General features: G+C 59.7%; 20 protein-coding genes. 14 read left to right on the top strand and 6 right to left on the bottom strand.

Going from position 1 to position 23,855, the window contains the following annotated elements; genetic code table 11:
• Positions 1 to 17: 17 nt before the first annotated feature.
• From ACUUL3_RS14570 to ACUUL3_RS14560, 3 genes are all read right to left on the bottom strand, one after another.
• Positions 18 to 2,054 carry an ASKHA domain-containing protein gene (locus tag ACUUL3_RS14570; RefSeq protein WP_448552540.1) on the bottom strand — a complete coding sequence of 679 codons (2,037 nt, stop codon included), beginning with the start codon at positions 2,052 to 2,054 and terminating at the stop codon, positions 18 to 20.
• Between the two features lie 166 nt (positions 2,055 to 2,220).
• A complete protein-coding gene (locus ACUUL3_RS14565) occupies positions 2,221 to 2,373 on the bottom strand; it encodes an RCKP-type rubredoxin-like domain-containing protein (RefSeq protein ID WP_448552538.1) in 153 nt (50 codons plus the stop codon).
• Between the two features lie 40 nt (positions 2,374 to 2,413).
• Complete coding sequence (locus ACUUL3_RS14560) at positions 2,414 to 2,797, bottom strand: cupin domain-containing protein (protein ID WP_448552537.1); 384 nt, start codon at positions 2,795 to 2,797, stop codon at positions 2,414 to 2,416.
• 73 nt (positions 2,798 to 2,870) lie between these two features.
• Here ACUUL3_RS14560 and ACUUL3_RS14555 point away from each other — a divergent pair, with 73 nt between their 5' ends.
• From ACUUL3_RS14555 to ACUUL3_RS14490, 14 genes are all read left to right on the top strand, one after another.
• A complete protein-coding gene (locus ACUUL3_RS14555) occupies positions 2,871 to 4,019 on the top strand; it encodes a M20/M25/M40 family metallo-hydrolase (protein ID WP_448552535.1) in 1,149 nt (382 codons plus the stop codon).
• Between the two features lie 229 nt (positions 4,020 to 4,248).
• Positions 4,249 to 5,052: a ParA family protein gene (locus ACUUL3_RS14550; RefSeq protein ID WP_448552533.1), complete on the top strand. Its 804-nt coding sequence runs from the start codon at positions 4,249 to 4,251 to the stop codon at positions 5,050 to 5,052.
• Positions 5,053 to 5,056: 4 nt separating this feature from the next.
• Positions 5,057 to 5,944, top strand: a complete 888-nt coding sequence (locus ACUUL3_RS14545) for a ParB/RepB/Spo0J family partition protein (RefSeq protein ID WP_448552531.1) — start codon at positions 5,057 to 5,059, stop codon at positions 5,942 to 5,944.
• A 65-nt stretch (positions 5,945 to 6,009) separates the two neighbouring features.
• Positions 6,010 to 6,804, top strand: a complete 795-nt coding sequence (locus tag ACUUL3_RS14540; RefSeq protein ID WP_448552529.1) for a dihydroorotate dehydrogenase electron transfer subunit — start codon at positions 6,010 to 6,012, stop codon at positions 6,802 to 6,804.
• Complete coding sequence (locus ACUUL3_RS14535) at positions 6,801 to 7,721, top strand: dihydroorotate dehydrogenase (protein ID WP_448552527.1); 921 nt, start codon at positions 6,801 to 6,803, stop codon at positions 7,719 to 7,721. Before ACUUL3_RS14540 ends, ACUUL3_RS14535 begins: the two co-directional genes overlap by 4 nt.
• On the top strand, positions 7,721 to 8,461 hold the full coding sequence (locus ACUUL3_RS14530) for a YkgJ family cysteine cluster protein (RefSeq protein ID WP_448552525.1): 741 nt from the start codon (positions 7,721 to 7,723) through the stop codon (positions 8,459 to 8,461). Before ACUUL3_RS14535 ends, ACUUL3_RS14530 begins: the two co-directional genes overlap by 1 nt.
• A gap of 49 nt (positions 8,462 to 8,510) precedes the next feature.
• Positions 8,511 to 9,125, top strand: coding sequence for an HAD-IA family hydrolase (locus ACUUL3_RS14525; protein WP_448556499.1), 615 nt, complete (start codon positions 8,511 to 8,513; stop codon positions 9,123 to 9,125).
• A gap of 158 nt (positions 9,126 to 9,283) precedes the next feature.
• Positions 9,284 to 11,173, top strand: coding sequence for an anaerobic carbon-monoxide dehydrogenase catalytic subunit (gene cooS / locus ACUUL3_RS14520; RefSeq protein ID WP_448552523.1), 1,890 nt, complete (start codon positions 9,284 to 9,286; stop codon positions 11,171 to 11,173).
• A gap of 509 nt (positions 11,174 to 11,682) precedes the next feature.
• Complete coding sequence (locus ACUUL3_RS14515) at positions 11,683 to 12,837, top strand: cytochrome c3 family protein (protein WP_448552521.1); 1,155 nt, start codon at positions 11,683 to 11,685, stop codon at positions 12,835 to 12,837.
• Positions 12,838 to 12,931: 94 nt separating this feature from the next.
• Positions 12,932 to 13,885 carry a YbgA family protein gene (locus tag ACUUL3_RS14510; protein WP_448552519.1) on the top strand — a complete coding sequence of 318 codons (954 nt, stop codon included), beginning with the start codon at positions 12,932 to 12,934 and terminating at the stop codon, positions 13,883 to 13,885.
• A gap of 113 nt (positions 13,886 to 13,998) precedes the next feature.
• Positions 13,999 to 14,994, top strand: a complete 996-nt coding sequence (locus tag ACUUL3_RS14505) for a hypothetical protein (protein WP_448552517.1) — start codon at positions 13,999 to 14,001, stop codon at positions 14,992 to 14,994.
• Entirely contained in the window at positions 14,991 to 15,482 is a 492-nt protein-coding gene (locus tag ACUUL3_RS14500; protein WP_448552515.1) for a universal stress protein, read from the top strand. The genes ACUUL3_RS14505 and ACUUL3_RS14500 overlap by 4 nt, the downstream gene beginning before the upstream one ends.
• A gap of 138 nt (positions 15,483 to 15,620) precedes the next feature.
• Positions 15,621 to 16,727 (top strand): alanine dehydrogenase, encoded by a 1,107-nt coding sequence (ald, locus tag ACUUL3_RS14495; RefSeq protein ID WP_448552513.1) that lies wholly within the window; start codon positions 15,621 to 15,623, stop codon positions 16,725 to 16,727.
• 94 nt (positions 16,728 to 16,821) lie between these two features.
• Positions 16,822 to 19,914, top strand: a complete 3,093-nt coding sequence (locus ACUUL3_RS14490) for an ATP-binding protein (protein WP_448552511.1) — start codon at positions 16,822 to 16,824, stop codon at positions 19,912 to 19,914.
• A gap of 11 nt (positions 19,915 to 19,925) precedes the next feature.
• Here ACUUL3_RS14490 and ACUUL3_RS14485 read toward each other — a convergent pair whose 3' ends face one another.
• From ACUUL3_RS14485 to ACUUL3_RS14475, 3 genes are all read right to left on the bottom strand, one after another.
• Positions 19,926 to 22,403, bottom strand: coding sequence for an ATP-binding protein (locus ACUUL3_RS14485; protein ID WP_448552509.1), 2,478 nt, complete (start codon positions 22,401 to 22,403; stop codon positions 19,926 to 19,928).
• Positions 22,404 to 22,487: 84 nt separating this feature from the next.
• A complete protein-coding gene (locus ACUUL3_RS14480) occupies positions 22,488 to 23,126 on the bottom strand; it encodes a DUF2238 domain-containing protein (RefSeq protein WP_448552507.1) in 639 nt (212 codons plus the stop codon).
• Positions 23,123 to 23,815, bottom strand: coding sequence for a class I SAM-dependent methyltransferase (locus tag ACUUL3_RS14475; protein WP_448552505.1), 693 nt, complete (start codon positions 23,813 to 23,815; stop codon positions 23,123 to 23,125). Before ACUUL3_RS14475 ends, ACUUL3_RS14480 begins: the two co-directional genes overlap by 4 nt.
• Positions 23,816 to 23,855: the final 40 nt, after the last annotated feature.

Genomic DNA, 23,855 nt, shown 5'->3' with positions numbered 1-23,855 from the left:
ATTGCCCGCCCCCTTTGTTATTCCTGTTCCTGTCCGCTCCCTTCCGCCCCGACCACCTGCTGTTCCTCGACGCCGCCCCTCTTTTCCAGGCGCTCCTTCACCGCCGGAAAGAGGGCCATATCCGTATGGGGCAGAAAATGCGAGGCAATGTACTGATCCTGAAAGTAAGGGATCTCCGAGAGCTCGAAGCTCGTCATCTTGCGCACCACCTCCACCACGTCCTGCCGGATATGATTGCTCATCTCGCTCATCCAGGTGCCCATGAGGGAACCGTTGCCCACATAAAGCACCCGGTCCGGGTCCACCTCGGGCAGCAGCCCCACGGTCATGGCGGAATCGAGATCGATATAGCTGCCGAAGGCGCCGGCCAGGATGATCTGCTCGATATCGGTCATCCCCAGGCCAACCTGTTCCACCAGGGTTTTGATCCCTGCGTAGATAGCCGCCTTAGCCCGGATGAAGTTTTGGATATCCACCTCGTTCAGGACGATGTCATGGTCCACTCCCGCCTCGTTCTCCCAGACCAGGACAAACTCGTACCCGCTCCGCCCCTTGCGGATACGCCCGCTGTCGCGCTTGCGGTTGAATTTGCCGCTGCGGTCGAGCACCCCCTGTTCGAAAAAGGTGGCGATCATCACCAGCAGCCCCGAACCGCATATTCCCACCGGCGGCTTGTTGCCGATGGTGATGTTCATCGGCTCAAGGGTGTGTGGGTTCAAGCTGAAATCCTCAATGGCGCCGTTGGCGGCCCGCATGCCGTGCGTGATGCCGCCCCCCTCAAAGGCCGGGCCAGCTGAGCAGGCGGCGCAGGCCAGCCACTCGCGGTTCCCCACCACGATTTCCGCATTGGTCCCGATATCCACGTAAAGGGTGACCAGTTCGGTGCGGTACATGCCCGAGCCCATCACACCGGCGACGATATCGCCGCCCACATAGCTTGAGATCGACGGATAGACCAGGGCCACCGTGTAGGATGGCATCTTGATCTTGAGATCAGCGGCCCGAATGGGCGGCAGGAAGGTGGTGACCGGCACATAGGGCGCGCGGCGGATATTGTTCGGCTCGAGCGCCAGGAGCAGATGGGTCATGGTGGTGTTTCCGGCCAGGGTGACGGAAGTGATCTCCTCGCGGCTGATGCTGCCCTTTTCTTCCCCCTCCCGTGGCCGAGCCTGAGCCAGCAGCCTGTCGATGATGGCGTTGATGGTGCCAACCACCAGCTCCTGCATCTTGGCAAGGCCCTCTTCCTTTTCCGCGATGATGATCCGGGAAATCACATCCTCGCCATGGCCGAGCTGCCCGTTGTAATCGCCGGCCCGGGCGAGAACCTTGCCGCTGTTGAGGTCGATGAGCGCGCCGTACACCGTGGTCGTGCCAATATCGAAGGCCAGCCCGAAGTTCCGGTGCGTCCAGTTGCCGGGCTGAATGTTGATGAGGTAGGATTTGCCCTGCGTATTCACCGGTCGGGCCAGGGAAACCGTGATTTTAAAATCCTCGGCCCGGAGCGCCTTTCTCAGCTTGCGCAGCACCGGCAGGCTGATGATGATCCGGTGTTCGTCGTATTGGCTGTTCAGGGCGTTGATGATCCGGCCGGCATCGGCCATGTTGTCCTCGGTCCGGGGGGGCGGCACCTCCAGGAAGAGCTTTTCCACCGGGGGCATGAAGATCCCTTCCTCCCGCAGATCCTGGATGTCGTAGATGTGCATCCTGGCCCGATTGCGGGTCGGCACGGCCGTGCCCAGCCCGCCGGCCTTGAGGCCGGAACTCTCCGGGATGCGGATGACGGCATCGCCGCTTATGGTTGCCGTGCAGGCCTGCCGATGGCCGGCTTCCTGCTCTTTGCCGCTCAATCTCTCGTTGATCCCTCCGGTCACCTTGCCCTGCTCGACGATGACCCTGCACTTGCCGCAGACGCCGCTGCCGCCGCAGGAGGCGTTGATGTGGATGCCGGCCTCGCGGGCAGCCTTGATTATCGAGCTTCCCGCCGGGACACACACCGTGCGGCCGCTCGGCTCAAAGCACACCGTGTGCAATTCCTGTTGTTTTCCCTCATTCATCGCCTGTCCGCCTTTTTGCCGTGTCGGTCGGTGTTTTTTCTTCTTCCTTGTTTATCCTAATAGTCCAGGACTACTCTTGGCAATGCACTATACCCTGCCGCGCGCACAAAAAAACGGCTTCCGGTTCCCCGAAAGCCGTTTTCCCCGGTATGTTCCCGGATGAACCTCATTTTTTCATCTTGCAGCCACAACCACACCCTGCGCCTTTTTTCTCTTCCTTCTTGACCATACAGCCCGACTCTCCGCAAGCGGCGCATTTCTTGGGCTTGCATCTTCCTTCCTTGGTCGCTCCACATTTTTCACATTTGAACTCGGCCATTTGTTTCTCCTTTGTCCTTGGGTTGTTCCTGTCTTCCTGTTCATTTTGATGCAGAAACCGTTTCCGCGGAAAGCTCCGTGTCTTCATGCCGATACGCCGGCGAGCAGCAGCAGAGAAAGACCAGATCTTTCCGGCCGGTATTTTTCACCTTATGCCAGACTCCGGGGCTGATGAGTATGGAATCCCCCTTTTCCACTTTGAGAACTTTCTCGCCAAGGGTTACAATGCCGTATTCTTGGGTGAAATGGTATATTTCCTCGCTCATCCGGTGGCGGTGCAGCTCCGTTTCCCTACCCGCCGCCACGGTTGCCTGCGCCAGACTCTGCAGCATTGAAATCCCGGAATGGCGCGGATGGAGCAGTTCCCGGATCAGCGATCCATCCTTGGTGATATAGGGTTCGCGCTCACTGTATCCTGCCTTCATGGTCCACCCAGATGATAATGATTCTTAATTTAAACAATTTCCGCCACCCCCGTCAACACTTTCAAGAGGATTTATGAAAATTAACGAGAGCCGTCTTGCCCAAGTTTTCCAGACCATGTGTGAAATCGATTCTCCCTCCCGCAGGGAAGGACGCATGGCGCAATTTTTAGAAGCTCTTTTCCGGGCCGACTTTCCGGAGGCGGTCCTCCGGAAAGATTCCTCCGAGCTCCAGACCGGCTCCGAGACGGGAAATCTTGTCGTCCATTTCCCCGGCGTCCTCCCCGGGCCCCCAATTTTCTTCACCTGTCACATGGACACCGTCGAACCTGGCTGCGGGGTGAAGGTCATCCGCAGAGGGAGCCGATTTTTCAGCAGCGGCGATACCATCCTCGGCGGTGACGACAAGGCCGGTATCGCCATTCTCATCGAGGCCATGCGTTATCTCAAGGAGTCCGGGCTGCCGCATCTGCCCGTGGATCTTGTCTTCACCACCTGCGAAGAGATCGGCTTGCTGGGCGCCAAGGCCCTGGATGTCTCCCTGCTCAAGGCAGGAATGGGTTATGCCCTGGACAGCACCGGCGTCGATCTGGTCATCACCGGGGCGCCGGCCGCGGTTCACTTCACCTGCACCATTACCGGGGCGGCAGCCCATGCAGGACTCCATCCGGAACGGGGCATCAATGCAATCCAGCTTGCCGGAAAGGCGGTGGCTGAGCTCCCCCTCGGCAGACTGGACGATGAATCCACCGCCAACATAGGGCTCATCTCCGGCGGCAAGGCAACCAATATCGTTCCGGAAACCGTCCGCTTTGACGGCGAGGTCCGAAGCCACTCTCCGGCCAAGCTCAAAGCGCACACGCACGCCATCCTCGGCTCCATTCGGGCGGCGGTGGCTGACTGGACTCCTCCGGCGAACTCCCGCCTCGCAACCGGTGTTCGCCCCGGCCTGGAAATCGAGGTCTCAGACGAATACCCGGCCATGCACCTGGATTGCACCGAGCCGGTCGTCACCCGAGTGGCCAAGGCGGCGCAAAGCCTTGGCCGCCCCCTCCAATACTTGCGGGCGGGCGGGGGAAGCGATGCCAACATTTTGAACGGCAAGGGCTTTGCAAGCGCCATCATCGGCATCGGCATGGACCATGTTCACAGCACCGAGGAATCCATCGACCTCAACGACATGCTGCGCACCACCGAGCTGATCGTTTCCATTCTAACATGCTGAAACAATTATAAAAATGAAAGATGTTCCACGTGAAACATCTTTCCGGCCCCGGGTGGACAGGAGTATGAGGCTTGCAAAAACAAACGGGAAGAGATTAAGGGGAAGACGAGCCGGGCTTGTTGTGTTATTATGACTGAAATTTCCCCGCCGGCCTGCGTCTTCAGCCACGGAAGGCGGCGGGAAACCCGCCAATAGCGGCGGAAATCCAGCAGGGGAGGGGCTTTCAGGCATGTCGAACAAGGCAAAGATTGTTGCGCTGGCAAACCAAAAGGGTGGGGTGGGGAAGACGACGACCGCTATCAACCTGGCGGCCTCGGTGGCCTTGCTGGGCAAAAGAGTGCTCCTGGTGGACTCGGACCCGCAAGGCAATGCCTCAAGCGGCCTCGGCATCAACGGCGCGAACAGCAAAAGCCACCTTTATCACTGCTACATGGGCGAGGCAACCCCGGACACGGCCATCTGCCAGGTGGCGGAAATCAGCAAACTGTCCGTGCTGCCCACCCGAATCGACCTGATCGGGGTGGAGGTGGAGTTGATCACCGCTGCCCAGCGCGAACGCTACCTCGCCAAGGTTCTGGAGCCGCTCCGCCCGCAATATGATTTCATCTTCATCGATTGCCCCCCATCCCTGGGCTTGCTCACCATCAACGCACTTACCGCCGCCGACACCGTCATTATCCCTTTGCAGTGCGAATATTTCGCCCTGGAGGGATTGAGCCAACTGGTGCGAACCATTCGCCTGGTAAAGAATTCCTACAACCGGAACCTGGCAATCGAGGGCCTGCTGCTCACCATGTACGACGGCAGAAATAAATTGACCCATCAGGTGGTGAGCGAAGTGAAAAACCACTTCCAGGGCCGGGTCTACAACACGGTCATTCCCAGGAACGTGCGCTTGAGCGAGTGCCCGAGCCATGGCCAGGCCGCAATCATGTACGACAAACGGTCCAGCGGGGCCCAGAGCTATTTGAAATTGGGACGGGAGTTTTTACGCAAACAGCAGAAGGCCCAGACGAGCGGGAAGGAGGAATAAAATCATGAGCAAAAGAACAGCCCCGGCCCTGGGGAAGGGATTAAACGCCTTGCTGCCCTCAGGGAGAGGTGAAGGCGGTGAATATTTTCTCTGTCCCATTGATTCCATCGAACCAAACCCCCATCAGCCGCGAAAAGATATCAATGATGAGGCCCTGGTCCAATTATCCTCCTCGATCAGCGAGAAGGGTATTCTTCTGCCCCTGGTGGTCTGCCAGTTGGACCATGGCGGCTACCAGATCATCGCCGGCGAGCGACGCTGGCGGGCGGCAAAAATGGCGGGCGTGGACGAGGTTCCTGTCCTGGTCAAGGACGTATCGCCCCAGGATCGTCTGGAACTGGCCCTGATCGAAAACATTCAGCGCCAGGATCTCAACCCCCTTGAAGAGGCAGAGGCATACCTCCGGCTGGTCAAGGAGTTCAACCTGACCCAGGAAGAGGTCGCAAAACGGGTGGGCAAGGAACGCTCAACCGTGGCGAATGCCCTCAGGATCAACCAGCTGCCTGATTTTGCCAAAGAGGACCTGATCCGGGGAACACTGAGCATGGGTCATGCCCGGGTTCTGCTCAGTGTGGATGATGAATCGACCATGCGGGAGATGCGCGACGAAATCGTCGAGCAGGGTCTCACGGTCAGGCAGGCAGAGGCGCTGGCGAAAAAACAGAAAAAAACCATTGGCCAGGGGAATGGCAGGGGAGGGAGCCGGCCGAGAAAATCCGGCAACGCGCTGCCGGAATCCTACTGTCGCTCAATGGCCAACGATCTCATCAACTACCTGGGCACCAAGGCGAAGATCATCCAGAACGGCAGCCGCGGCAAGGTGGAAATAGAATATTATTCCACCGATGACCTTGATCGGTTGCTGGGCCTCATCCTGCCCGACTCCAAGTAAAACTTGCAAAAATACCACAAATACATGTGGTTAGAAAAAACAAACCCGCGCAAACGATGACGAAAATGAGTCAATATCAGAGCCAGGCGGAAATCGTCAGGCAGGAACATATCACCGGCGATATTGTCCGAATGACCCTCAGGGCGCCGGACATCGCCGCCAGCGCCAAACCGGGCCAATTTATCATGGTAAAGGTAAGCGACGGCCATGACCCCTTGCTGCGCAGACCCTTTTCCATCCATCAGGCAACCGCTGACGGCATGGTCCAGATCCTGTTCAAGGTTCTCGGCAAGGGCACCCGGATCCTCGCCGGCCTGGAAAAAGGAAATACGCTGAATCTGGTCGGTCCGCTGGGCCACGGCTATTCCCTGGAAAAGCGGGCGGCGTTCTGCCTGGTGGGCGGGGGCATGGGTATTGCTCCCCTTTATTTCCTTGCCAGGGAGCTGTTGCGTCGCGCCTCCATTCCCAAGCTCGTCGTCTTGCTCGGCGCCCGTAATTCCGGAGAGCTTGCGCAACTGGCCGAGGATTTCCGTGCCCTCGGGGTCAGGGAACTCCACCTTGCCACCGACGACGGCTCCCTGGGCCACCATGGCTATGTGGCTGAGTTGATGCCCTTGCACATGGGGAAAGAAGAACAATGGCAGGTATGCAGCTGCGGACCGCACCCCATGCTGCATGCGGTGGTGAAACAGAGCAGGGCACTTTCCTGCCCCTGCCAGGTGTCGCTGGAAACGATGATGGCCTGTGGAATAGCCGCCTGCCTGGGCTGCGCCATTCCCGCTGCCGGGCTTGCCGGCGACTATCTCCATGTCTGCAAGGATGGCCCGGTATTTGACGCAAACGAGGTGGCATGGATATGAACACTACGGATCTGCGCATCAGCATCGGGGCCGAGGTTTTCAAGAATCCGGTGATGACCGCCTCGGGAACCTTTGGCTACGCGAAGGAGTTCGCCCCCTATGTCAATCTGCATCGCTTGGGCGCGGTGGTGGTCAAGGGAATTTCCCTGACCCCGCGCCGGGGCAACCCCCCGCCCCGCATCGTGGAAACAGCCGGCGGCATGCTCAACGCCATCGGCCTGGAAAACGTCGGCCTCGACCGCTTCATCAGCGAAAAAATGCCATACCTGCGGGGGATAGGCACCAAGGTGATCGTCAATATCCTCGGGGACAGCCTGGAGGATTATCAGATCCTGGCGGAAAGACTCAGCGCCGTGCAAGGAATCCATGCCATCGAGGTGAACATCTCCTGCCCCAATGTGAAGAAAGGCGGGGTTGCCTTCGGCACCGATGCGGTGATGGCCGAGGCGGTGACCAGGGCGGTGTGCGCCAAAAGCGCGCTGCCGGTCATCGTCAAGCTTTCTCCCAATGTCACCGATATCACAACCATTGCCAAAGCCGTGGAAAACGGGGGAGCAGACGCCGTCTCCCTCATCAACACCCTGCTCGGCATGGCCATTGACATCAAAAGTAAACGCCCGAAACTGGCCAATATTGTCGGCGGCCTCTCAGGGCCTGCCGTGAAACCCATCGCCCTGCGCATGGTCTGGCAGGTTGCCCAGGCGGTGAGCGTTCCGGTGATCGGCATCGGCGGCATCAGCACCGCCACGGATGCCATCGAGTTTCTCCTGGCCGGGGCATCGGCCATCGAGGTGGGCACCGCAAACCTCGTCAATCCCGGGGCCAGCGAAGAGATAGTGCAAGGAATCGAAAAATACCTCACGGAAAACCGGCTGCAAAGCGTACATGAGCTGATCGGCAGCCTCATCACCGGCTGATGATGACATCACCTGCAAAACAGCAAAAAATCGGCGCCGAACAGGTGCTTGCCGCCCTCTATTCCATACATGAGACCTGGCTCGGCATGCAGCCCTGGACCTGCGCTCCAGGCTGCACCTCCTGCTGTACCCAAAGCGTGAACATCACCGGCCTGGAAGGCGGCGCCATCCAACGCTTCCTGGGCGAAACAGGCCGCGTTCCGAAGCAGGGAGACGCCACCGCCTGGAAACGGCCAGGGCCAGGGCTGGCGCATCAGCCCCTGACCACCAACGCCTTTGCCCGCTTCTGCCTTGCCGGATGCGAGCCGCCGGAACAGCCGGATAATCCATGGGATTTGCGGCCCTGTCCCTTTCTGGTTGAAAACCTCTGCTCGATCTACCCGGTGCGGCCCATGATGTGCCGCGCCTTTGTCTCGAAGACGAACTGCGCACAGAGCGGCAGCGCAGAAGTACCGGCCGCGGTGGTCACCGGCAACACCCTCTTCCTGCAGCTTGTGGAGCATGTCGCCTCGAATGGGATATGGGGAAACATGCTGGTGGTGCTGGGCGCTCTAGCCGGCGAAGGCGAAAACGATGCGCGCCTTGCCCGGGCAGAGACGATTCCCGGTTTTCTCATTCCTCCGGAGGATGAGGCGGCGATGGCAACCATTTTCAAGAGCCTGGCCGAGACGCGGGTGAAAGGGATAACTCTTCTGCAGTGGCTGCGGCAAAGCGGGGAGAATCGCCTTGTTGACCAGTGAAAAGAAGTGCAAGGTGAACTGGCAACAGATCGAGACGGTGCTCCTCGACATGGACGGAACCCTCCTGGACCGCCATTTCGACGACTATTTCTGGGAGCATTACGTCCCCGAGGTCTATGCCCGGCAAAATCGCATCAGCATCGAGGCGGCGAAAAAAGAACTGCTCGCCCGCTACAGGACCCAGGAGGGAAAACTGGCCTGGACCGATCTCGATTTCTGGTCAACCGAGCTGGGGCTGGACATTCCGGCCCTCAAAATGAAAATCAACCACCTCATCGGCGTCCATCCCTATGTGGTGGATTTTCTCAAGTTCTGCAGAAAAAAAAGCAAGCGGATCTATCTGGTCACCAACGCCCACAGCAAGACCTTAACCATCAAGATGGAAAAAACCGCCCTGGCGGGCTATTTCGATGGCATCATCTGTTCGGAGGAGATCGGGGTTGCCAAGGAGGATCCGGATTTCTGGGCGAGGCTCGAAAAAATGCTCGGTTTTCGCCGCGAACACACCATGTTTGCCGATGACACCGAACGTGTCCTCGATTCCGCCGCCCTTTTCGGCTTCGGCGCCCTGATCTATGTGGCCAGGCCCAGCAGCAGCAAACCGGTCCAATATTCAAGCCGCTACCCATCCATTCTCTATTTCAAAGAGCTGATTGAAGAATAGCCAAAATCAGGTCTGCTGTTCATCGCAATCATGCAGGCAAAACAGGCCGATTTTTTCTTTGCAAAAACCACCCATCCCGTTGACTATTTGCTATAGTATTTTTTAGTCGATCAGTGGCGGCAGCCATCTCAGCGCAAGAGCCGACAGGGAGGAGGCGCATGGAAAACAGGAAACGTTCAGCCGAGGAAAAAACCATCTGGGAGGATGCCCGCCGGATGCTGGGCAAGGCGGAGAGGGACGGGGTGGAAACCGCCTGGGACCGCCTGGAACGCCAGACTCCCCACTGCAAGTTCTGCGAACTCGGCACCACCTGCCGCAACTGCGTCATGGGTCCATGCCGGGTGAGCAGCAAGGAGGGGAGCAAGATGGTGCGCGGGGTCTGCGGGGCCGACGCCGATGTGATCGTGGCCCGCAACTTCGGCCGTTTCATCGCCGGCGGCTCGGCCGGCCACTCGGACCATGGCCGCGATCTGCTCGAGGTGCTGGAGGCCATTGTCGAAGGCAAAACCTCTGACTACAAGATCACCGACCAAGGCAAGCTGCGGCGGATCGCGGCGGAACTCGGCATCGAGGAAGAGGGGCGCCCCCTGCTGGAGGTGGCAAGCGAACTCATGGAACTGCTCTTTGCCGATTTCGGCTCCCGCAAAAGGGAGGTCTCCTTTCTCTGCCGGGTGCCGGAAAAACGCAAGGCCATCTGGCGTAAACTGGGCATGATCCCCCGGGGCGTGGACCGGGAAATCGCCGAAATGATGCACCGCACCCACATGGGCTGCGACAACGACGCGGCCAACACCCTGATCCATGCGGCCCGCACCGCTCTCTCCGACGGCTGGGCAGGCTCGATGATCGGCACCGAACTCTCCGACGTGATCTTCGGCACCCCCATCCCGAAAAAAGCCCAGATCAACCTGGGGGTGCTCAAAAAAGACCAGATCAACATCCTGGTGCACGGGCACAACCCGGTGGTCAGCGAGATGATCGTGGCGGCGGCCAACGACCCGGAAATGCTGGCCAGGGCAAGCGCGATCAAGGCCAACGGCATCAACGTGGCCGGCCTTTGCTGCACGGGCAACGAAATCATGGCCCGCCAGGGCATCCCCATGGCCGGCAACCATCTGATGACCGAGCTGGCCATCGTCAGCGGCGCGGTGGAGGCGGTGGTGGTGGACTACCAGTGCATCATGCCGAGCCTGGTGCAGGCAGCCTCCTGTTACCACACCAAGTTCGTCACCACGGCCAACAAGGCGAAGTTCACCGGCGCCATCCACTTTGACATCAACCCGGCCACCGCTTTCAATCAGGCCAAGGAGATCGTCAGCCTCGCCATCGCCCAGTATGCCAAGCGTGATGCCGGGCGGGTCGAAATTCCGGTGGAGCCGGTGGAGATCATGACCGGCTTCAGCAACGAGGCAATCGTTGCCGCCCTGGGCGGCAGCCTGACCCCGCTTCTCGACGCGGTCAAGGCGGGCAAGGTTCGTGGCTTTGTCGCCATCGTCGGCTGCAATAACCCGAAGATCCAGCAGGATTCCGGCAACGTCGGCCTGGCCAAGGCCCTGATCAAGAAGGACATCATGGTGCTGGTCACCGGTTGCGCCACCACGGCCTGCGGCAAGGCGGGCCTCCTGCTGCCCGAGGCCATCGCCATGGCGGGCCCTGGCCTCAAGGAGGTCTGCGGGAGTCTGGGAGTGCCACCGGTGCTGCACATGGGCAGTTGCGTGGACAACTCCCGGATCATCCATCTCTGCGCCCTGATCGCCAGGGAGCTGGACGTGGATATCTCCGACCTGCCGGTGGGTGCCTCCTCGCCGGAATGGTATTCGGAAAAAGCCGCGGCCATCGGCATGTACGCGGTGGCCAGCGGCATTTACACCCACCTGGGCCTGCCCCCCAACATCCTCGGCTCCCAGGCCGTGACCGATCTGGCCTTGAACGGCCTGGAAGGGCTGGTGGGTGCAAGTTTTGTGGTGGAGTCCGATCCTGGCAGGGCGGCGGAACTCTTTGATGCCCGGATCAGCAAAAAACGGCAGGCATTGGGGCTGCAAGGATAAAGGCGGCGCTGGCCGCCTTTATCCTTGCAGCCCCCTCCACTCCAGGACAGCGAAGACAGGGGCTCGTCACCTTCGCGACCCAAGTGCGCCTTGGCGCACACGTGAGAAGTCACCAAGCGCTCTTCGGCGACCTCGCCGTTCCGGTGTCGCATAGACCCTCCGGGCAGGAAAAAACCGGGCCAGCCGATTCCGGTGGGGCTGTTCCCGCGCCCCGACGGACATTCCTCTTTTCCGCAATCACCATCACAACATTGCGCGCCATGCCAACCTGTCTGGAGACACCGGCAGAGAAAAATGGTGCCGCCAAATGACCAGATATTGTCATTCCTTCCGACAAAAACTGGCGAAAACGCCAGAACGATCCCCCCCAAAGCACCGGGCGAATTATGCATAACATATTGATATGATACCGATTCCAATCGACACCAGTCATTGGTTAGAGCTTGGCACAAAAAATGCTTATTTAAAATACCTTGCCGGTTCGCCTCCATTACGATAGGAATAAACGTATGCGCCTGAAAAAACGTTCTTCTCTTCCCTTGCTGCTCTTGACAGGGTTTATCACCCCTGCCGTCATACTCACATTTGCCGCCCCTGGCACGGCGCGGATTTCCGGAATCTGCTCAAACTGCCACACCATGCACAACAGCCAGGACGGCGCCACCATGGCCCTGGGCGGCGTCAGCACGGCGGTGAACGAGTATCTGCTGCGCGGCTCCTGCGCCGGCTGCCACGCCCAGGGCAGCAACCAAAAAATCCTGAACATGGCCGACAGCCAGGTTCCCCAGGTCTATCATACCGACGCCTCCGGCGACCTGGCCGCCGGCAACTATGCCTATATCCTGGGCGGCAAGGGCGACACTCCCGCAGACAGCCATGGCCACAACGTCATCGATCTTGGCAACAAGGATGATGTCCTGTACGAGCCGCCGGGCGGCATCCATGCTTTCTTCCATGACGACGGCGGCAACGTGAACAGCGACAACCTGACCTGCGCGGGCACCAATGGCTGCCACGGGGTCCGCTACAGCATTTCAGGCCCCACCGGGCTGCAGGCCCTGGGAGGAGCGCACCACAACAATGTGGACGGCAGATGCGACAGCGCCACCACCGTGGGCAACAGCTATCGCTTTCTCCGCGGAGTGAAGGGCTACGAAAATCAGGTGGACAAGTGGCAGAACACCAGCGCCGCGAGCCACAACGAATATTATGGCACCTCCGCCCCCCTGGAGTTGAGCTGCAGCACCCGCCACTGCCACGAACAGCCGGACAGCGTCTCGCCGCCCAGCAATACCATCAGCGGCTTCTGCGGCACCTGCCACGGCAACTTTCACACCCTGAGCGATAACGGGGAGGACGGCATCGGCACCGGCAGCGTTTCCCCCTTCATCAGGCACCCCAACGATATTGTCATCAAAAACTCCGGTGAATATCAGAATTACACGACCTACGACCCCACCGTGCCGGTGGGCCGGACGATTGTCCCGGAAAACGCCAGCGCCAGCGTTACGCCAGGCACGGACGTGGTCACCTGCCTTTCCTGCCATATGGCCCATGCCAGCCCCTATCCTGACATGCTCCGTTGGGACTATACGGAGATGCAGGCAGGCACGGCGGCCACCGGCGGCTGTTTCGTCTGCCACTCCCTGAAAAACGACGACTGACCCTTGCGCGGTTCGGGGGCTTCCTGAATCCTCCCTGATTTTTTTCCCATTGCCGCTTTGCGGTTGAGGCCGGAATGCGCTACCATGGCCTGGAATGGAAACAAAGATCAGACTCGGCATCAGCAGCTGCCTTACCGGCGAGAAAGTGCGCTACGACGGCGGCCACAGCCGCGACCCCTTCCTGATGGACACCCTGGGCCGGTTTGTGGATTTTGTCCCGGTCTGCCCGGAAGCGGAATGCGGCCTGGGCGTTCCCCGGGAGGCCATGCGCCTGGTGGGCGATCCGGCAGCGCCCAGACTTGTCACCATCCATACGAAAACAGACCTGAGCCGCCGCATGCGGGAGTGGGCGGAAAAACGGGTGACAACGCTGGAAAAAGAGGCGCTTTGCGGCTTTGTCTTCAAGAGCCGCTCTCCGTCCAGCGGCATGGCGCGGGTCAAGGTCTACCGGGAAGACGGCAATGGCAGCCCGCAGCACACGGGGGTAGGGCTCTTTGCCAGGGCCTTCATGGAGCATTTCCCCCTGCTGCCCGTGGAAGATGAGGGCCGGCTGCACGATCCGGGCCTGCGGGAAAACTTCATCACCCGTATCTTCGTGCTTACCCGCTGGCGGGAACTGGCGAAAACCGGAAGCCGAGGCGACCTGATCGCCTTCCACACCCGCCACAAGCTGCTCCTGCTGGCGCACAATGAAAGGCTTTACCGGCAGCTGGGGCAGCTGGTGGCCAGGGCCAAGGAGAAGAACGCGGCGGAACTTTTCGCCGAATACGAAAGGCTGATGCTGCGGGCCTTGTCCTGCCAATCAACAGTGCGGAAAAACGTCAATGTCCTCATGCACATGGCCGGCTATTTCAAAAAGGTGCTCGGCAAGGCTGAGAAGCAGGAGCTGCTTACCCTGATCGAGCAGTACGGCCGGGAATATCTTCCCCTCATCGTGCCGGTAACGCTCATCAACCACTATGTGCGCAAATACGGCGAGATCTACCTGGCCGAGCAGTACTATCTGAATCCCCACCCCATGGAGCTTGCCTTACGAAACCACGTATGACGGCAGGCAGCAACACCGTTCTCCCCCCGCCCGCCTATTGTCCTTGGCCTGAAATTTTTTTGTCATTTTCCCTTCCTTCAATGCTACCATGAAAACACAAGGAGGGGTTTCCCGTGCCGACTGCCAACACCTTCTCAAAATCGGAGGTCCAGGATCTCATCGCTTCCCATGCCGGGCCGGAGCGGGTGCCGGAAAGATTTAAAATCATCACCGACACCAGCGATTTTTTCAGGGTGGAATACAACGACGTGGTTCTCCTGGCCGGCAATGCCTATTGGATCAAGCGCTATGAAAAAGAGGGGCGGTTCGGCATCGACGATCAACCCAAGTACTGGGTGCGAAGGGCCATCGACCTGAAAACCGGCGCCACCAAGATTTTAAAGCTCGTCTTCCATGAAGAATTCACCACCAGAATCGGGGAGATAGAAATCAAGTGCTTTCGCAGCCCCAAGAAAGAGGCGCGCATTCTCGATCTGGTTGCCGACGATCCCCGTTTCATGCACGGAACCTGGGCCCTGGACACGGCCGGCAACAATGTGCGGGTTCTGGAATACATTCCCGGCCGCATCCTGGATGAAATCATTGTCGAATACGGCAACAGTCACCACGAGTATTTCCATGCGTATTTCCCGAAGATCCTGGGCCAATTCATGGAGCTGGTCCAGGCCATCCAATTTCTGCACGACCACGGCGAGAAACATGGCGACATCCGGCGCGATCACATTCTCTGGGATCGAGAACGGGAATGCTACCGCTGGATCGATTTCGACTACACGTACCAGCACGGCGAATCCATGTTCGGCTTCGATCTCCACGGCCTGGGCAACATTCTCATCTTTCTGACCGGCCAGGGCGATGTCCTGGTGCCGGACCTCTACAGCAACCAGCGGGATCTGTTCGACCGGTTGTGGGGGGAAGATCTGAACATCTCCTATAAAAACAGGGTGGCCAACCTGAAAAAGATCTTCCCCTATATTCCGGAATCCTTGAACAGAATTCTTCTGCACTTTTCCCAGGGCGCTTCGATTTTTTACGAAAACACCGGCCAGATGCTCGAAGAGCTGGCCACGGCGCAAGCCGACCTCATCGCGGAAACAGGGAGGGGATGATGAGCGAACGAACTTTCACCGATTTGGCGCGCAGAGATACCGAACGCCACCTGCTGGTGGCGGTGGATGAATCGGAAAATTCCAAGCGCGCCGTTTTGTATGTCGCCGATTTTTTCGGCGATTACCGAGACGTTTTTATCACCCTGCTTTCCATCATCCCCGAGCCGTCCGAGGATTATTTTGCCAGCGAAACAGAACGGCTGGGCTGGCTGGCGGAAAAAAAGGCCGCCATGGAGAGAAGGCTGGCCGATTATAAAACCATTCTGCTTGGGGCGGGATTTGCGGAAAAACAGATCGAAACCCGCCTGCTGATCCGACAATGCGCCTCCATCGGCGATGCGATTCTGGAGGAACAGGAAAAACTGCGCTGCTGCATCGTGGTGGTGGGCAGGCGCGGCATCTCCCCCAGCGAAGAGTTCGTTTTCGGCTCCACCTCAAGCAGGATCCTGCACCATGCCAAACACTGCGCCGTGCTGGTGGTGGAATGATTATCCGGCCCGGTCCGAAGCGACCGGCAATATCCGGCGCCTCGCGAGGAATCCCGGAGAACGCTGATATCCGGCCGAGATTCTCCAGATGAGGAACCGGGTTGCGGCAATGGCCAGGAATGCACAAGGAGCGAAAAAATGATCATCGGCGTTCCCAAGGAGATCAAGGAAAAGGAATTCCGGGTCGCCATCGTCCCGGCCGGGGTCCAGGCCCTCAGCCAGGCCGGGCATACGGTGTTCGTCGAAGCCGGGGCAGGGGAGGGCAGCGGCATTGACGACGGCCAATACCAGGCGGCCGGCGCCACCATTGCCGCCACCCCGCAAGAGGTGTGGGGCCGAGCCGATCTGGTCATGAAGGTCAAGGAGCCGCTGCCGGCCGAATACCCTCTGCTTCGGCAAGGGCTGATTCTCTATACCTATCTGCACCTTGCCCCGCAGCCGGGCCTTACCGAAGAACTGCTTACCAGAAAGGTCATCGGCGTGGCCTACGAGACCGTGCAGCTGGCCGACGGCTCACTGCCGCTGCTGGCGCCCATGAGTCAGGTGGCAGGCCGGATGGCCATCCAGGAAGGCGCCCGCTTCCTGGAAAAAGAACAGGGCGGCCGCGGCGTCCTCCTGGCCGGAGTCCCCGGCGTACCCCCCGGTCGGGTCGTCATCCTGGGCAGCGGCACCGTGGCGACCCATGCCGCGCAAATGGCCGTGGGCCTTGGGGCGCACACCACCATCCTGGGCAGAAACCTCGGCCGCCTTGCCGAACTCGACGGCCTCTTCCGGGGCAGGCTTACCACTCTGGCCTCCAACCGGCACAACATCGAAGAGGAGCTCCAAAAAGCGGATCTGGTCATAGGCGCGATCCTGGTGCCGGGCGGCAGCGCCCCCAAGCTGATCCGCAGAACAATGCTCTCCCGGATGCGGAAAGGGGCGGTCATCGTCGACGTGGCCATCGACCAGGGCGGCTGCGCGGAAACCTCGCGGCCCACCTTTCACTCGGAGCCGATTTTCGAGGTGGACGGCATCATCCACTACTGCGTGGCCAACATGCCCGGCGCCGTGCCACGCACTTCGACCTTTGCCCTGACCAACGCCACCCTGCCGTACTGTCTTGCCATTGCCGGCAAAGGCCTTCCCGCCGCCGCGGCCGCCGACCCGGCCCTGGCGCGGGGCATCAATGTCTACCTGGGAAAACTGGTCAACCAGGGGGTGGGAGAGGCGCAGAAGCGGGACTGGGAACCCTTGGCCCCCTGAAAATCCTGGCAAATATCTCCTTGAACTTTCGGGAAAAAATGGCGTATAACGGGAAGGAACCAGTTCCTCTTTTCCCTGCGCATAAAGATGATCGATGAAATTTAGAACAAAGATAACCCTGCTCCTCTTAAGCACCTGCCTTTTCTCCATCGTCCTGCTTGTTGGGGTTTCCATATTTTTCAATGCCCGGCAGCTCAAGGAGGTCAACCTGAAGCTGGGCACCGAGATGACCATCTCAAGCGCCAGGGAGCTTTCCAGCTACTTTGAAACCCGGAAGGCGGAAATCACCACCTATGCGCATACCCCCATTTTCCGCACCATGGACTGGCGAAAAATCGGCCCCTATCTCAAACAGGAGGAGGCACGGCACAAGGGGATCTATGAAAAAATGCTGCTCGGGCTGCCCAATTACCCGGGCAACTATTACATCACCACGGAAGGAAACCCCCACTTCGGCGGCCTGCTCAGTTTTGACAACAGCTCGCCCACCGCCAGGCTCAAGTCCATTGCCGCGCGTGACTACTGGCAATACACGGCCGGTGAAAATCCGAACCGGGAAGACCGGGTCTACGTCTCAAACCCCATGGTCTCCTATTTCACCGGCGTCCGGCAGATCATGGTCGCCTCCACCATCCTCTCCGAGGACAATCAGCAGGTGGTGGGCATGGTCTCGGGTTCCATCGAATGGGCCGAACTGGAACGGGTCATCAGCGAGATAAAAGCCACGGTGCTCTCCCACTTCGGAGATGAGGCGAAGATCTTTCTCATCTCCCAGGACGGCACCTATGTCTATCATCAAAATCCGGGAAAGGCGATCCATCTGCTCACCGACGACAAAGGCGAGGCCGTTCTCAACGAAATCGGCGAAAAGATCACGGTGAGCCACAGGATCCTTGAGGAAACGCAACCGGAACTGCTCATGGCCGGCGAGGATCTCCTGGCCGGCAAGAGCGGCAATCTCCACCTCGTGGAGGCAAAGGGCGGGGAGGAGCTTCACCTCTTTTACGCCCCGGTCCGCGCGGCCAATTACGGCCTTGGCGTCCTGGTCCCCAAGCGGGTGATCATGGCGCCGCTTTACCGTTTTTACTCGATCCTGACCGCCATCGCCCTGTTCGCCCTTGCCCTGATCGGCGGCATCTCCTTTCTCACCGCCCGCAAGTCGACCAGGCCCCTGCAGATGATCAGCGAAAAGGCGGCGCAACTCTCCGCCGGCGACTGGAACGCCCGCCTGGAATACCAGGAAGAGGATGAAATCGGCATTGTTTCCGCCTCCTTCAACCGCATGGTGGATCAGCTCCACGAACGCAGTAAAAAAGTGGCCGAGTCGCACCAGCGCCTGCTCACCATCCTGGACGGCTTAAACGCCATCGTCTATGTGGCGGACATGCAGACATACGAGATCCTTTACATCAACAAAAGCGTGCGGGATATCTTCGGCGACATCACCGGCAGGGTCTGCTGGCAGACCATCCAGCAGGGCCAGAACGGACCCTGCCCGTTCTGCACCAACAACAGGCTGCTGGACGCCAGCGGAGAGCCGGCCCCTCCCCATGCCTGGGAATTTCAGAATACGGTCACCGGCACCTGGTACCAGTGCATCGACCGGGCCATCACCTGGGTGGACGGCCGCATTGTCCGCATGGAAATCGCCACCGACATCTCGGGCCGCAAAAAGGCGGAGGCGGAAACAGCCAAGCTCGCCGACATCATCGAACACAGCAGCGCCTTCATCGCCATCTGCTCAACAGAAGGGGAGATCCGGTACCTCAACCGGGCCGGCCGGAAGATGACCGGCCTGCCTGACCCCCTGCCGCCGGCATTGACCCTTGGCCGGCTGCTGCCAGGCGGCGCCGAACATCTCTTCCGGGAGGCGATTCTCCCGGCGGTTTTGCACAACAACGGCTGGCAAAACGAAACCGAACTCGTGAACACCGGCAGCAATCGCATGATCCCGGTGGAAATGAACGCCTTTGCCCTGCACGGCACCGACGCCGGTCTGGCCGTTATCGCCCGGGACATCAGCGAGCGCAAACAGAATGAAGAGCAGCTGCGCCAGGCCCAGAAAATGGAGGCCATCGGCACCCTGGCCGGCGGCATTGCCCATGATTTCAACAACCTGCTCTATGCCATCCAGGGCTATGCGGAACTGTCGCTGACCCTGGCGCCGGCCGGCATGCTCGAAGCCAACCTTCAGGAGATCCTCAAGGCTTCGGGCCGCGCGGCCGGACTGGTCAAGCAGATCCTTGCCTTCAGCCGGAAAATGACGCCGGAAAAAAATCCCCTCTCCCTGCAGACCATCACCAAGGAAACCCTGAAGTTTCTCCAGGGCACCCTGCCCGCCACCATTGCGATACAGCAGGATATCGCCACCGGCTGCCGCCCCGTTCTGGCCGATGCCACCCAGATCCATCAGGTGATCATGAATCTCTGCACCAATGCCTACCATGCCATGCAGGAGGAAGGCGGCACCTTGAGCGTGAGCCTGCGCGAGATGCGGCTTGACGCCGATCTTGCCGCCCGGCTCGAACTCAGCCCCGGCCCCCATGCCCTGCTCCGGATCGCCGATACCGGCCATGGCATAGCGCCCGGGAACCTGAAACGGATTTTTGAGCCCTATTTCACCACCAAGGGGCTGGGGCAGGGCACCGGGCTGGGCCTGGCCACGGTCCTTGGCATTGTCAAGAGCCACCAGGGCGCCATCCGGGTGGAGAGCACCCCCGGGCAGGGCACCGTCATGGAGGTATACTTCCCGGTCATCCTGACGCCTGAAGGTGAAAAAGAAGCGGAACAGCCGCAAGAGGACAGGGCAGCCGGCAAAACCGGACACGCCCTGGTGGTGGATGACGAGACCGCCCTGGTGGAGCTTGAGAAAAAAACCCTGGAAAGTCTGGGCTGGCGCGTCTCCTCCTTTGTGAGGAGCACGGAGGCCTGGGCCGCCTTTCAGGATGACCCGGACGCCTTCGATCTGGTCATCACCGACCAGACCATGCCGGAACTGACCGGCGCCAGACTGGCGCAAAAGATCCTGGCCATGCGCCCCCGCCTCCCCATTATCCTCGCCACCGGCTTCAGCGAAAGCATCGACGAAAATCAGGCCGCCGACCTGGGCATTGCCGCGTTTCTCATGAAACCCTTTGCCCGGAGCGAGCTGATCAGGACCCTGCAGGAACTGAGGGAGAGGGAATGAGCAGACGGAATTCACCGTCCGCTGCCATCCTCAAGGGCCTTGCGGATGGTCCCTGCTATCTCGGCGCTGACAAAGGGCTTCATGACGAAGCCGTTCAACCCGGCGGCCCGCAGCGTCGCCTGATTGATGAGTTCGCTGTAGCCGGAACATAAAATCACCGGCATTCCCGGCTTTATCCGGCGCACCTCCCTGCAGATTTCCAGCCCGGTCATCCCCGGCATGGTCTGGTCGGTGATGACCAGATCGAAGGCGTCCGGGTTCTCCCGGAACGCCGCAAGCGCCTCGCCGCTCTCGAAAAAAGCCTGCACCGTGTAGCCCAGCTTTTTAAGCAGCTTGCCGGCCATGTCCACAATGGGAGGCTCGTCATCGATGAAGAGGATGCGCTCTCCGTGCGCCGCTGGCAGCGCCTGCGCGTTCATAAAGGTGTTGCCGCATTCCTCAATTTTACGCGGAAAAAAGACCTGGAAGACTGTCCCCTCCCCGGGAACGCTCTCCACCCGGATGGCGCCCTGGTGGCTTTTCACGATGCCGTGCACCACCGCCAGGCCCATGCCGGTGCCCTTGCCTTGCTCCTTGGTGGTGAAATAGGGTTCAAAAATCCGTTTCAGATTTGCCGGCGTTATGCCCGGGCCTGTGTCTGCCACCGTGAGCTGGACGTAGGAGCAGGCTGGCAGATCGTCCTGCGCCTCCTCCGGAGTTATTTCCACATTGCGCAGGGTGACGGCCAGGACGCCGCCCTGCGCCGCCATGGCCTGGAAGGCATTGGTGCAGAGATTCATGATCACCTGATGGATCTGGGTGGGGTCGGCCCAGATGGTGCCGACATCCGCGCCGAAATCCTGACGGATCTCGATGGTGGTCGGAATCGAGGCCCGGAGAAGCTTGAGCGCCTCCTTGCCGATGGAAGAAATCTGCACCGGTCCCAGCTGCCGTTCGTTCTGACGGCTGAAGGTAAGGATCTGCCTGACCAGGTCGCGGGCCCGGAACCCGGCGGAAATGATCTCGGCCAACGATTGTTGCACCGGATGATCTTTTGCGACTTCGGTCTGCGCTATCTGCCCATAGCCGAGGATTGCGGAAAGGATATTGTTGAAATCATGGGCTATGCCGCCGGCCAGGGTGCCGATGGCCTCCATCTTCTGGGCCTGCCGCAGTTTTGTTTCCATTTCCTTGCGCTCGGAGATATCCCGGTCAATGCCCCGGTAGCCCCGGAATATCCCTGCGCCATCAAGAATCGGCACGCCACTGGACTCGATGGTCACCAGATGACCATCCTTGTGCTGATTGACATTGAGCAGGTTGGAAAATGACTGCCGCGCCTCCTTCATCGGCAGGAACTCCTTGGCAACCTGCCGGCGCTCGGTTTCGGGAATGAAGTCAAAGGCGGATCTGCCCACCACCTCCTCCGGCGCATAGCCGAGCAGCTCCTGAACCCGGGGCGAGGCATAGGTGAAGATCTCGTTTTCATCAAACTCCCAGATCCAGTCGCTGGAGTTTTCCACCAGAGAGCGGAACCGCGCCTCGCTGACGCGCAAGGCTTCCTCCGCCTCCCGCCGCTTCAGGTTATCCTCCTGGAGCAGGGCGTTTGCCTGCCGCAGTTCGCTGGTCTTCCGGTTTATCTGCCATTTGAGGGCAAGGGCCAGAAGAGCCAGGAGGGTGAACAGGCCGAGAATTGCCGCAAAGGCAAACCAGAACCAGCGCGGCAGGCGCGGGGAAGGGGCTGAACCGCCCAGGGCCCGGCTGATGGCCTGGTGGTAGATGGAGTTGTTGTCATTTTTGAGCACGGCCAGATGCCGGTCGATTCCCTGGACAAGACGGGGGGTTTTGGGATTTCTTTTTCCGAGGGCAAAGCGGATCTTTACCGGCGCAAAAACGATGCCGGAATTGACCAGGCCATACTCATTTTCATGCACAGGCCCCACCAATCGATTGACCACGGCGCCATCGGCTTCACCCTTAAATACTGCCGCCATGGCCAGTCGGTATTCCGGAACGCGGATGATCTGCGCCTGCAGGCTGAAGCGTTCATTGAGGGTGATGATTCCTTCCGGGCCGGTGGAGTAAATACCCTGCTCCATGGTGGCGATCCGTTTCCCGGCAAGGTCCAGCAGGGAATTGATCTGGGCGCCGGGCCTGGTGTAGACCACGCCCCAGTTGTTGAACACATCAAGATCGTTGAAGGCATGGATTTTTTCCCGCTCGGCGGTGACGGCCACGGAGGGCAGGACATCGATCTTTCCCTTTTCCAGGTCGGACAGCAGGTCTGCCCAGGCGCCATGGACATAGTCGAGCCGCCAGCCCTCCTGCGCGGCGGCATACTCGAGCACCGCGATGAAGATACCGGCCGGCTTGCCGTTTGCATCGGTGTAGCACATGGGGTTGTTTTCCCAGAGACCGACCTTGACCAGGAGGGCGGCGGAAGAGGCCGTTGGGGCGGACAGGAGAACGGCGAAGAGGGAAACAAGGAAAAGCAGGCGGCGGCGAAACATGTCAGCTCCCGGCAAGCACCAATAGGAAACGTCATTGCATGGTCTCTCTCATGGTCGCTGAGACAGCTGAAAAAATCAAGTTTCTCAGGCTCGATTTCCGGACTGCCTGTCTTTTTTATTGTGCGGACTTTGGAAGAAAAACGCCAGTTGCCGGTCATGGACCCGGCCCAGAAACGACAGGGCCAGGAAGCTGCCGACCAGCGCGAAGGCCATGTCGGACTGGGTATCCCAGGCATAGCCCTGGATGCCGAGAAAGGCCTCGGCGGCGGTGGCGGAGAGTGCCGCCACCCACCACTCGATGAGTTCATAAAAAGCGCTGACGGCGAGACAGACGCAGACGACGAGGAAGTTGAGCCAGCCCCTGCCGTTGACCACCGCCTTTCTGAGCAGCAGCTCCCGAGCGGCAATGGCCGGCACGAATCCTTGCGCAAAATGGCCCACCTTGTCGTAATTGTTGCGCGGCCAGGAGAAAATCTCTTTGAGCCAGTTGAAAAAGGGCTCCTCGGCATAGGTGTAATGCCCGCCCACCATCAGGATGAGGCAGTGGCCGAGAATCAGTCCGTAGAGCAGGGGGGTGAGGGGAAAGCGTTTGCGGGTGGCGAGAAGAACAGCTCCGGCGATCAGGGCCGGCAGCACCTCAAGGAGCCAGGTAAGGTAATCCCTGGGCTCGAAGGCCGACCAGAGCAGCACCACAGAGTAAATTGCGGTCCAGAGGTATTTCATTTCTGTCGGCCCGGCCTTTCGCCACTGAAAACCGCGAAGCTGTAATTCTTGTACCAGCAGTTCACCTTTTCAAAACCCGCCTTCCCGAGGCAGTCAAGCTGAAAGGCCAGGGTGGCCATCCGGTCTGCCTGCATCCGCTCCAGGGCTGCGGCAAGCTCCGCCTCGCTGGCACCCTTCTCCTTTACCTGCTCAAGCCAGGTCTGCCGGTAAACCCGCTCGATGGCGGGGGAATCGCCCAGGACCTGATCGGCATTGACGAAAATCCCGCCCGGCTTGAGCGCCGCGAAGATCCTGGCAAAAAGGCCCTCTTTTTCGGGATCACGCAAATGATGAATGGAAAGAGCCGAGATAACGAGGTCAAATGGCGGGGTAACCGCCAAATCGCGGGAATAGTCGGCGGCGAGAAAGGAAACCTTCCCGGTCTGGGCGGCAAAACGCCTGCGCGCGCAGGCCAGCATTTTTTCCGAAACATCGACCAGGGTGAGAATTGCCCTTGGATAGCGGGCCGCGATCATCGCGGCGAAAAGACCGGTCCCCGCGCCAAGATCCAGCACCCGAAGCGCCTGCTCGACCGGAAAAGGGATGCAGCCGAGGGCGGTACCGTAAAAATCGTCAAAGCAGGGGATCAGCCTGCGTCTGCCGCCGTCATAATCCTCGGCATACTTGTCAAAAGCCTCTTGAACAAACATGATCGTCTCGCAAATGAGGAAGCTGGCGGAACAGGAGCGC

The sequence above is a fragment of the Thiovibrio sp. JS02 genome (assembly GCF_053485635.1).
Note: the sequence above shows the minus strand (reverse complement) of the source record. Positions and strands in the feature narration are given on the sequence as shown.

Coding starts and splice junctions, on each gene's coding strand:
- cooS (WP_448552523.1), top strand. CDS start 9,284: ATGGAAAACAGGAAACGTTCAGCCGAGGAAAAAACCATCTGGGAGGAT.
- ald (WP_448552513.1), top strand. CDS start 15,621: ATGATCATCGGCGTTCCCAAGGAGATCAAGGAAAAGGAATTCCGGGTC.
- ACUUL3_RS14510 (WP_448552519.1), top strand. CDS start 12,932: ATGGAAACAAAGATCAGACTCGGCATCAGCAGCTGCCTTACCGGCGAG.
- ACUUL3_RS14500 (WP_448552515.1), top strand. CDS start 14,991: ATGATGAGCGAACGAACTTTCACCGATTTGGCGCGCAGAGATACCGAA.
- ACUUL3_RS14540 (WP_448552529.1), top strand. CDS start 6,010: ATGAGTCAATATCAGAGCCAGGCGGAAATCGTCAGGCAGGAACATATC.
- ACUUL3_RS14480 (WP_448552507.1), bottom strand. CDS start 23,126: ATGAAATACCTCTGGACCGCAATTTACTCTGTGGTGCTGCTCTGGTCG.
- ACUUL3_RS14515 (WP_448552521.1), top strand. CDS start 11,683: ATGCGCCTGAAAAAACGTTCTTCTCTTCCCTTGCTGCTCTTGACAGGG.
- ACUUL3_RS14555 (WP_448552535.1), top strand. CDS start 2,871: ATGAAAATTAACGAGAGCCGTCTTGCCCAAGTTTTCCAGACCATGTGT.
- ACUUL3_RS14490 (WP_448552511.1), top strand. CDS start 16,822: ATGAAATTTAGAACAAAGATAACCCTGCTCCTCTTAAGCACCTGCCTT.
- ACUUL3_RS14535 (WP_448552527.1), top strand. CDS start 6,801: ATGAACACTACGGATCTGCGCATCAGCATCGGGGCCGAGGTTTTCAAG.
- ACUUL3_RS14485 (WP_448552509.1), bottom strand. CDS start 22,403: ATGTTTCGCCGCCGCCTGCTTTTCCTTGTTTCCCTCTTCGCCGTTCTC.
- ACUUL3_RS14530 (WP_448552525.1), top strand. CDS start 7,721: ATGATGACATCACCTGCAAAACAGCAAAAAATCGGCGCCGAACAGGTG.
- ACUUL3_RS14525 (WP_448556499.1), top strand. CDS start 8,511: ATGGACGGAACCCTCCTGGACCGCCATTTCGACGACTATTTCTGGGAG.
- ACUUL3_RS14475 (WP_448552505.1), bottom strand. CDS start 23,815: ATGTTTGTTCAAGAGGCTTTTGACAAGTATGCCGAGGATTATGACGGC.
- ACUUL3_RS14560 (WP_448552537.1), bottom strand. CDS start 2,797: ATGAAGGCAGGATACAGTGAGCGCGAACCCTATATCACCAAGGATGGA.
- ACUUL3_RS14565 (WP_448552538.1), bottom strand. CDS start 2,373: ATGGCCGAGTTCAAATGTGAAAAATGTGGAGCGACCAAGGAAGGAAGA.
- ACUUL3_RS14550 (WP_448552533.1), top strand. CDS start 4,249: ATGTCGAACAAGGCAAAGATTGTTGCGCTGGCAAACCAAAAGGGTGGG.
- ACUUL3_RS14570 (WP_448552540.1), bottom strand. CDS start 2,054: ATGAATGAGGGAAAACAACAGGAATTGCACACGGTGTGCTTTGAGCCG.
- ACUUL3_RS14545 (WP_448552531.1), top strand. CDS start 5,057: ATGAGCAAAAGAACAGCCCCGGCCCTGGGGAAGGGATTAAACGCCTTG.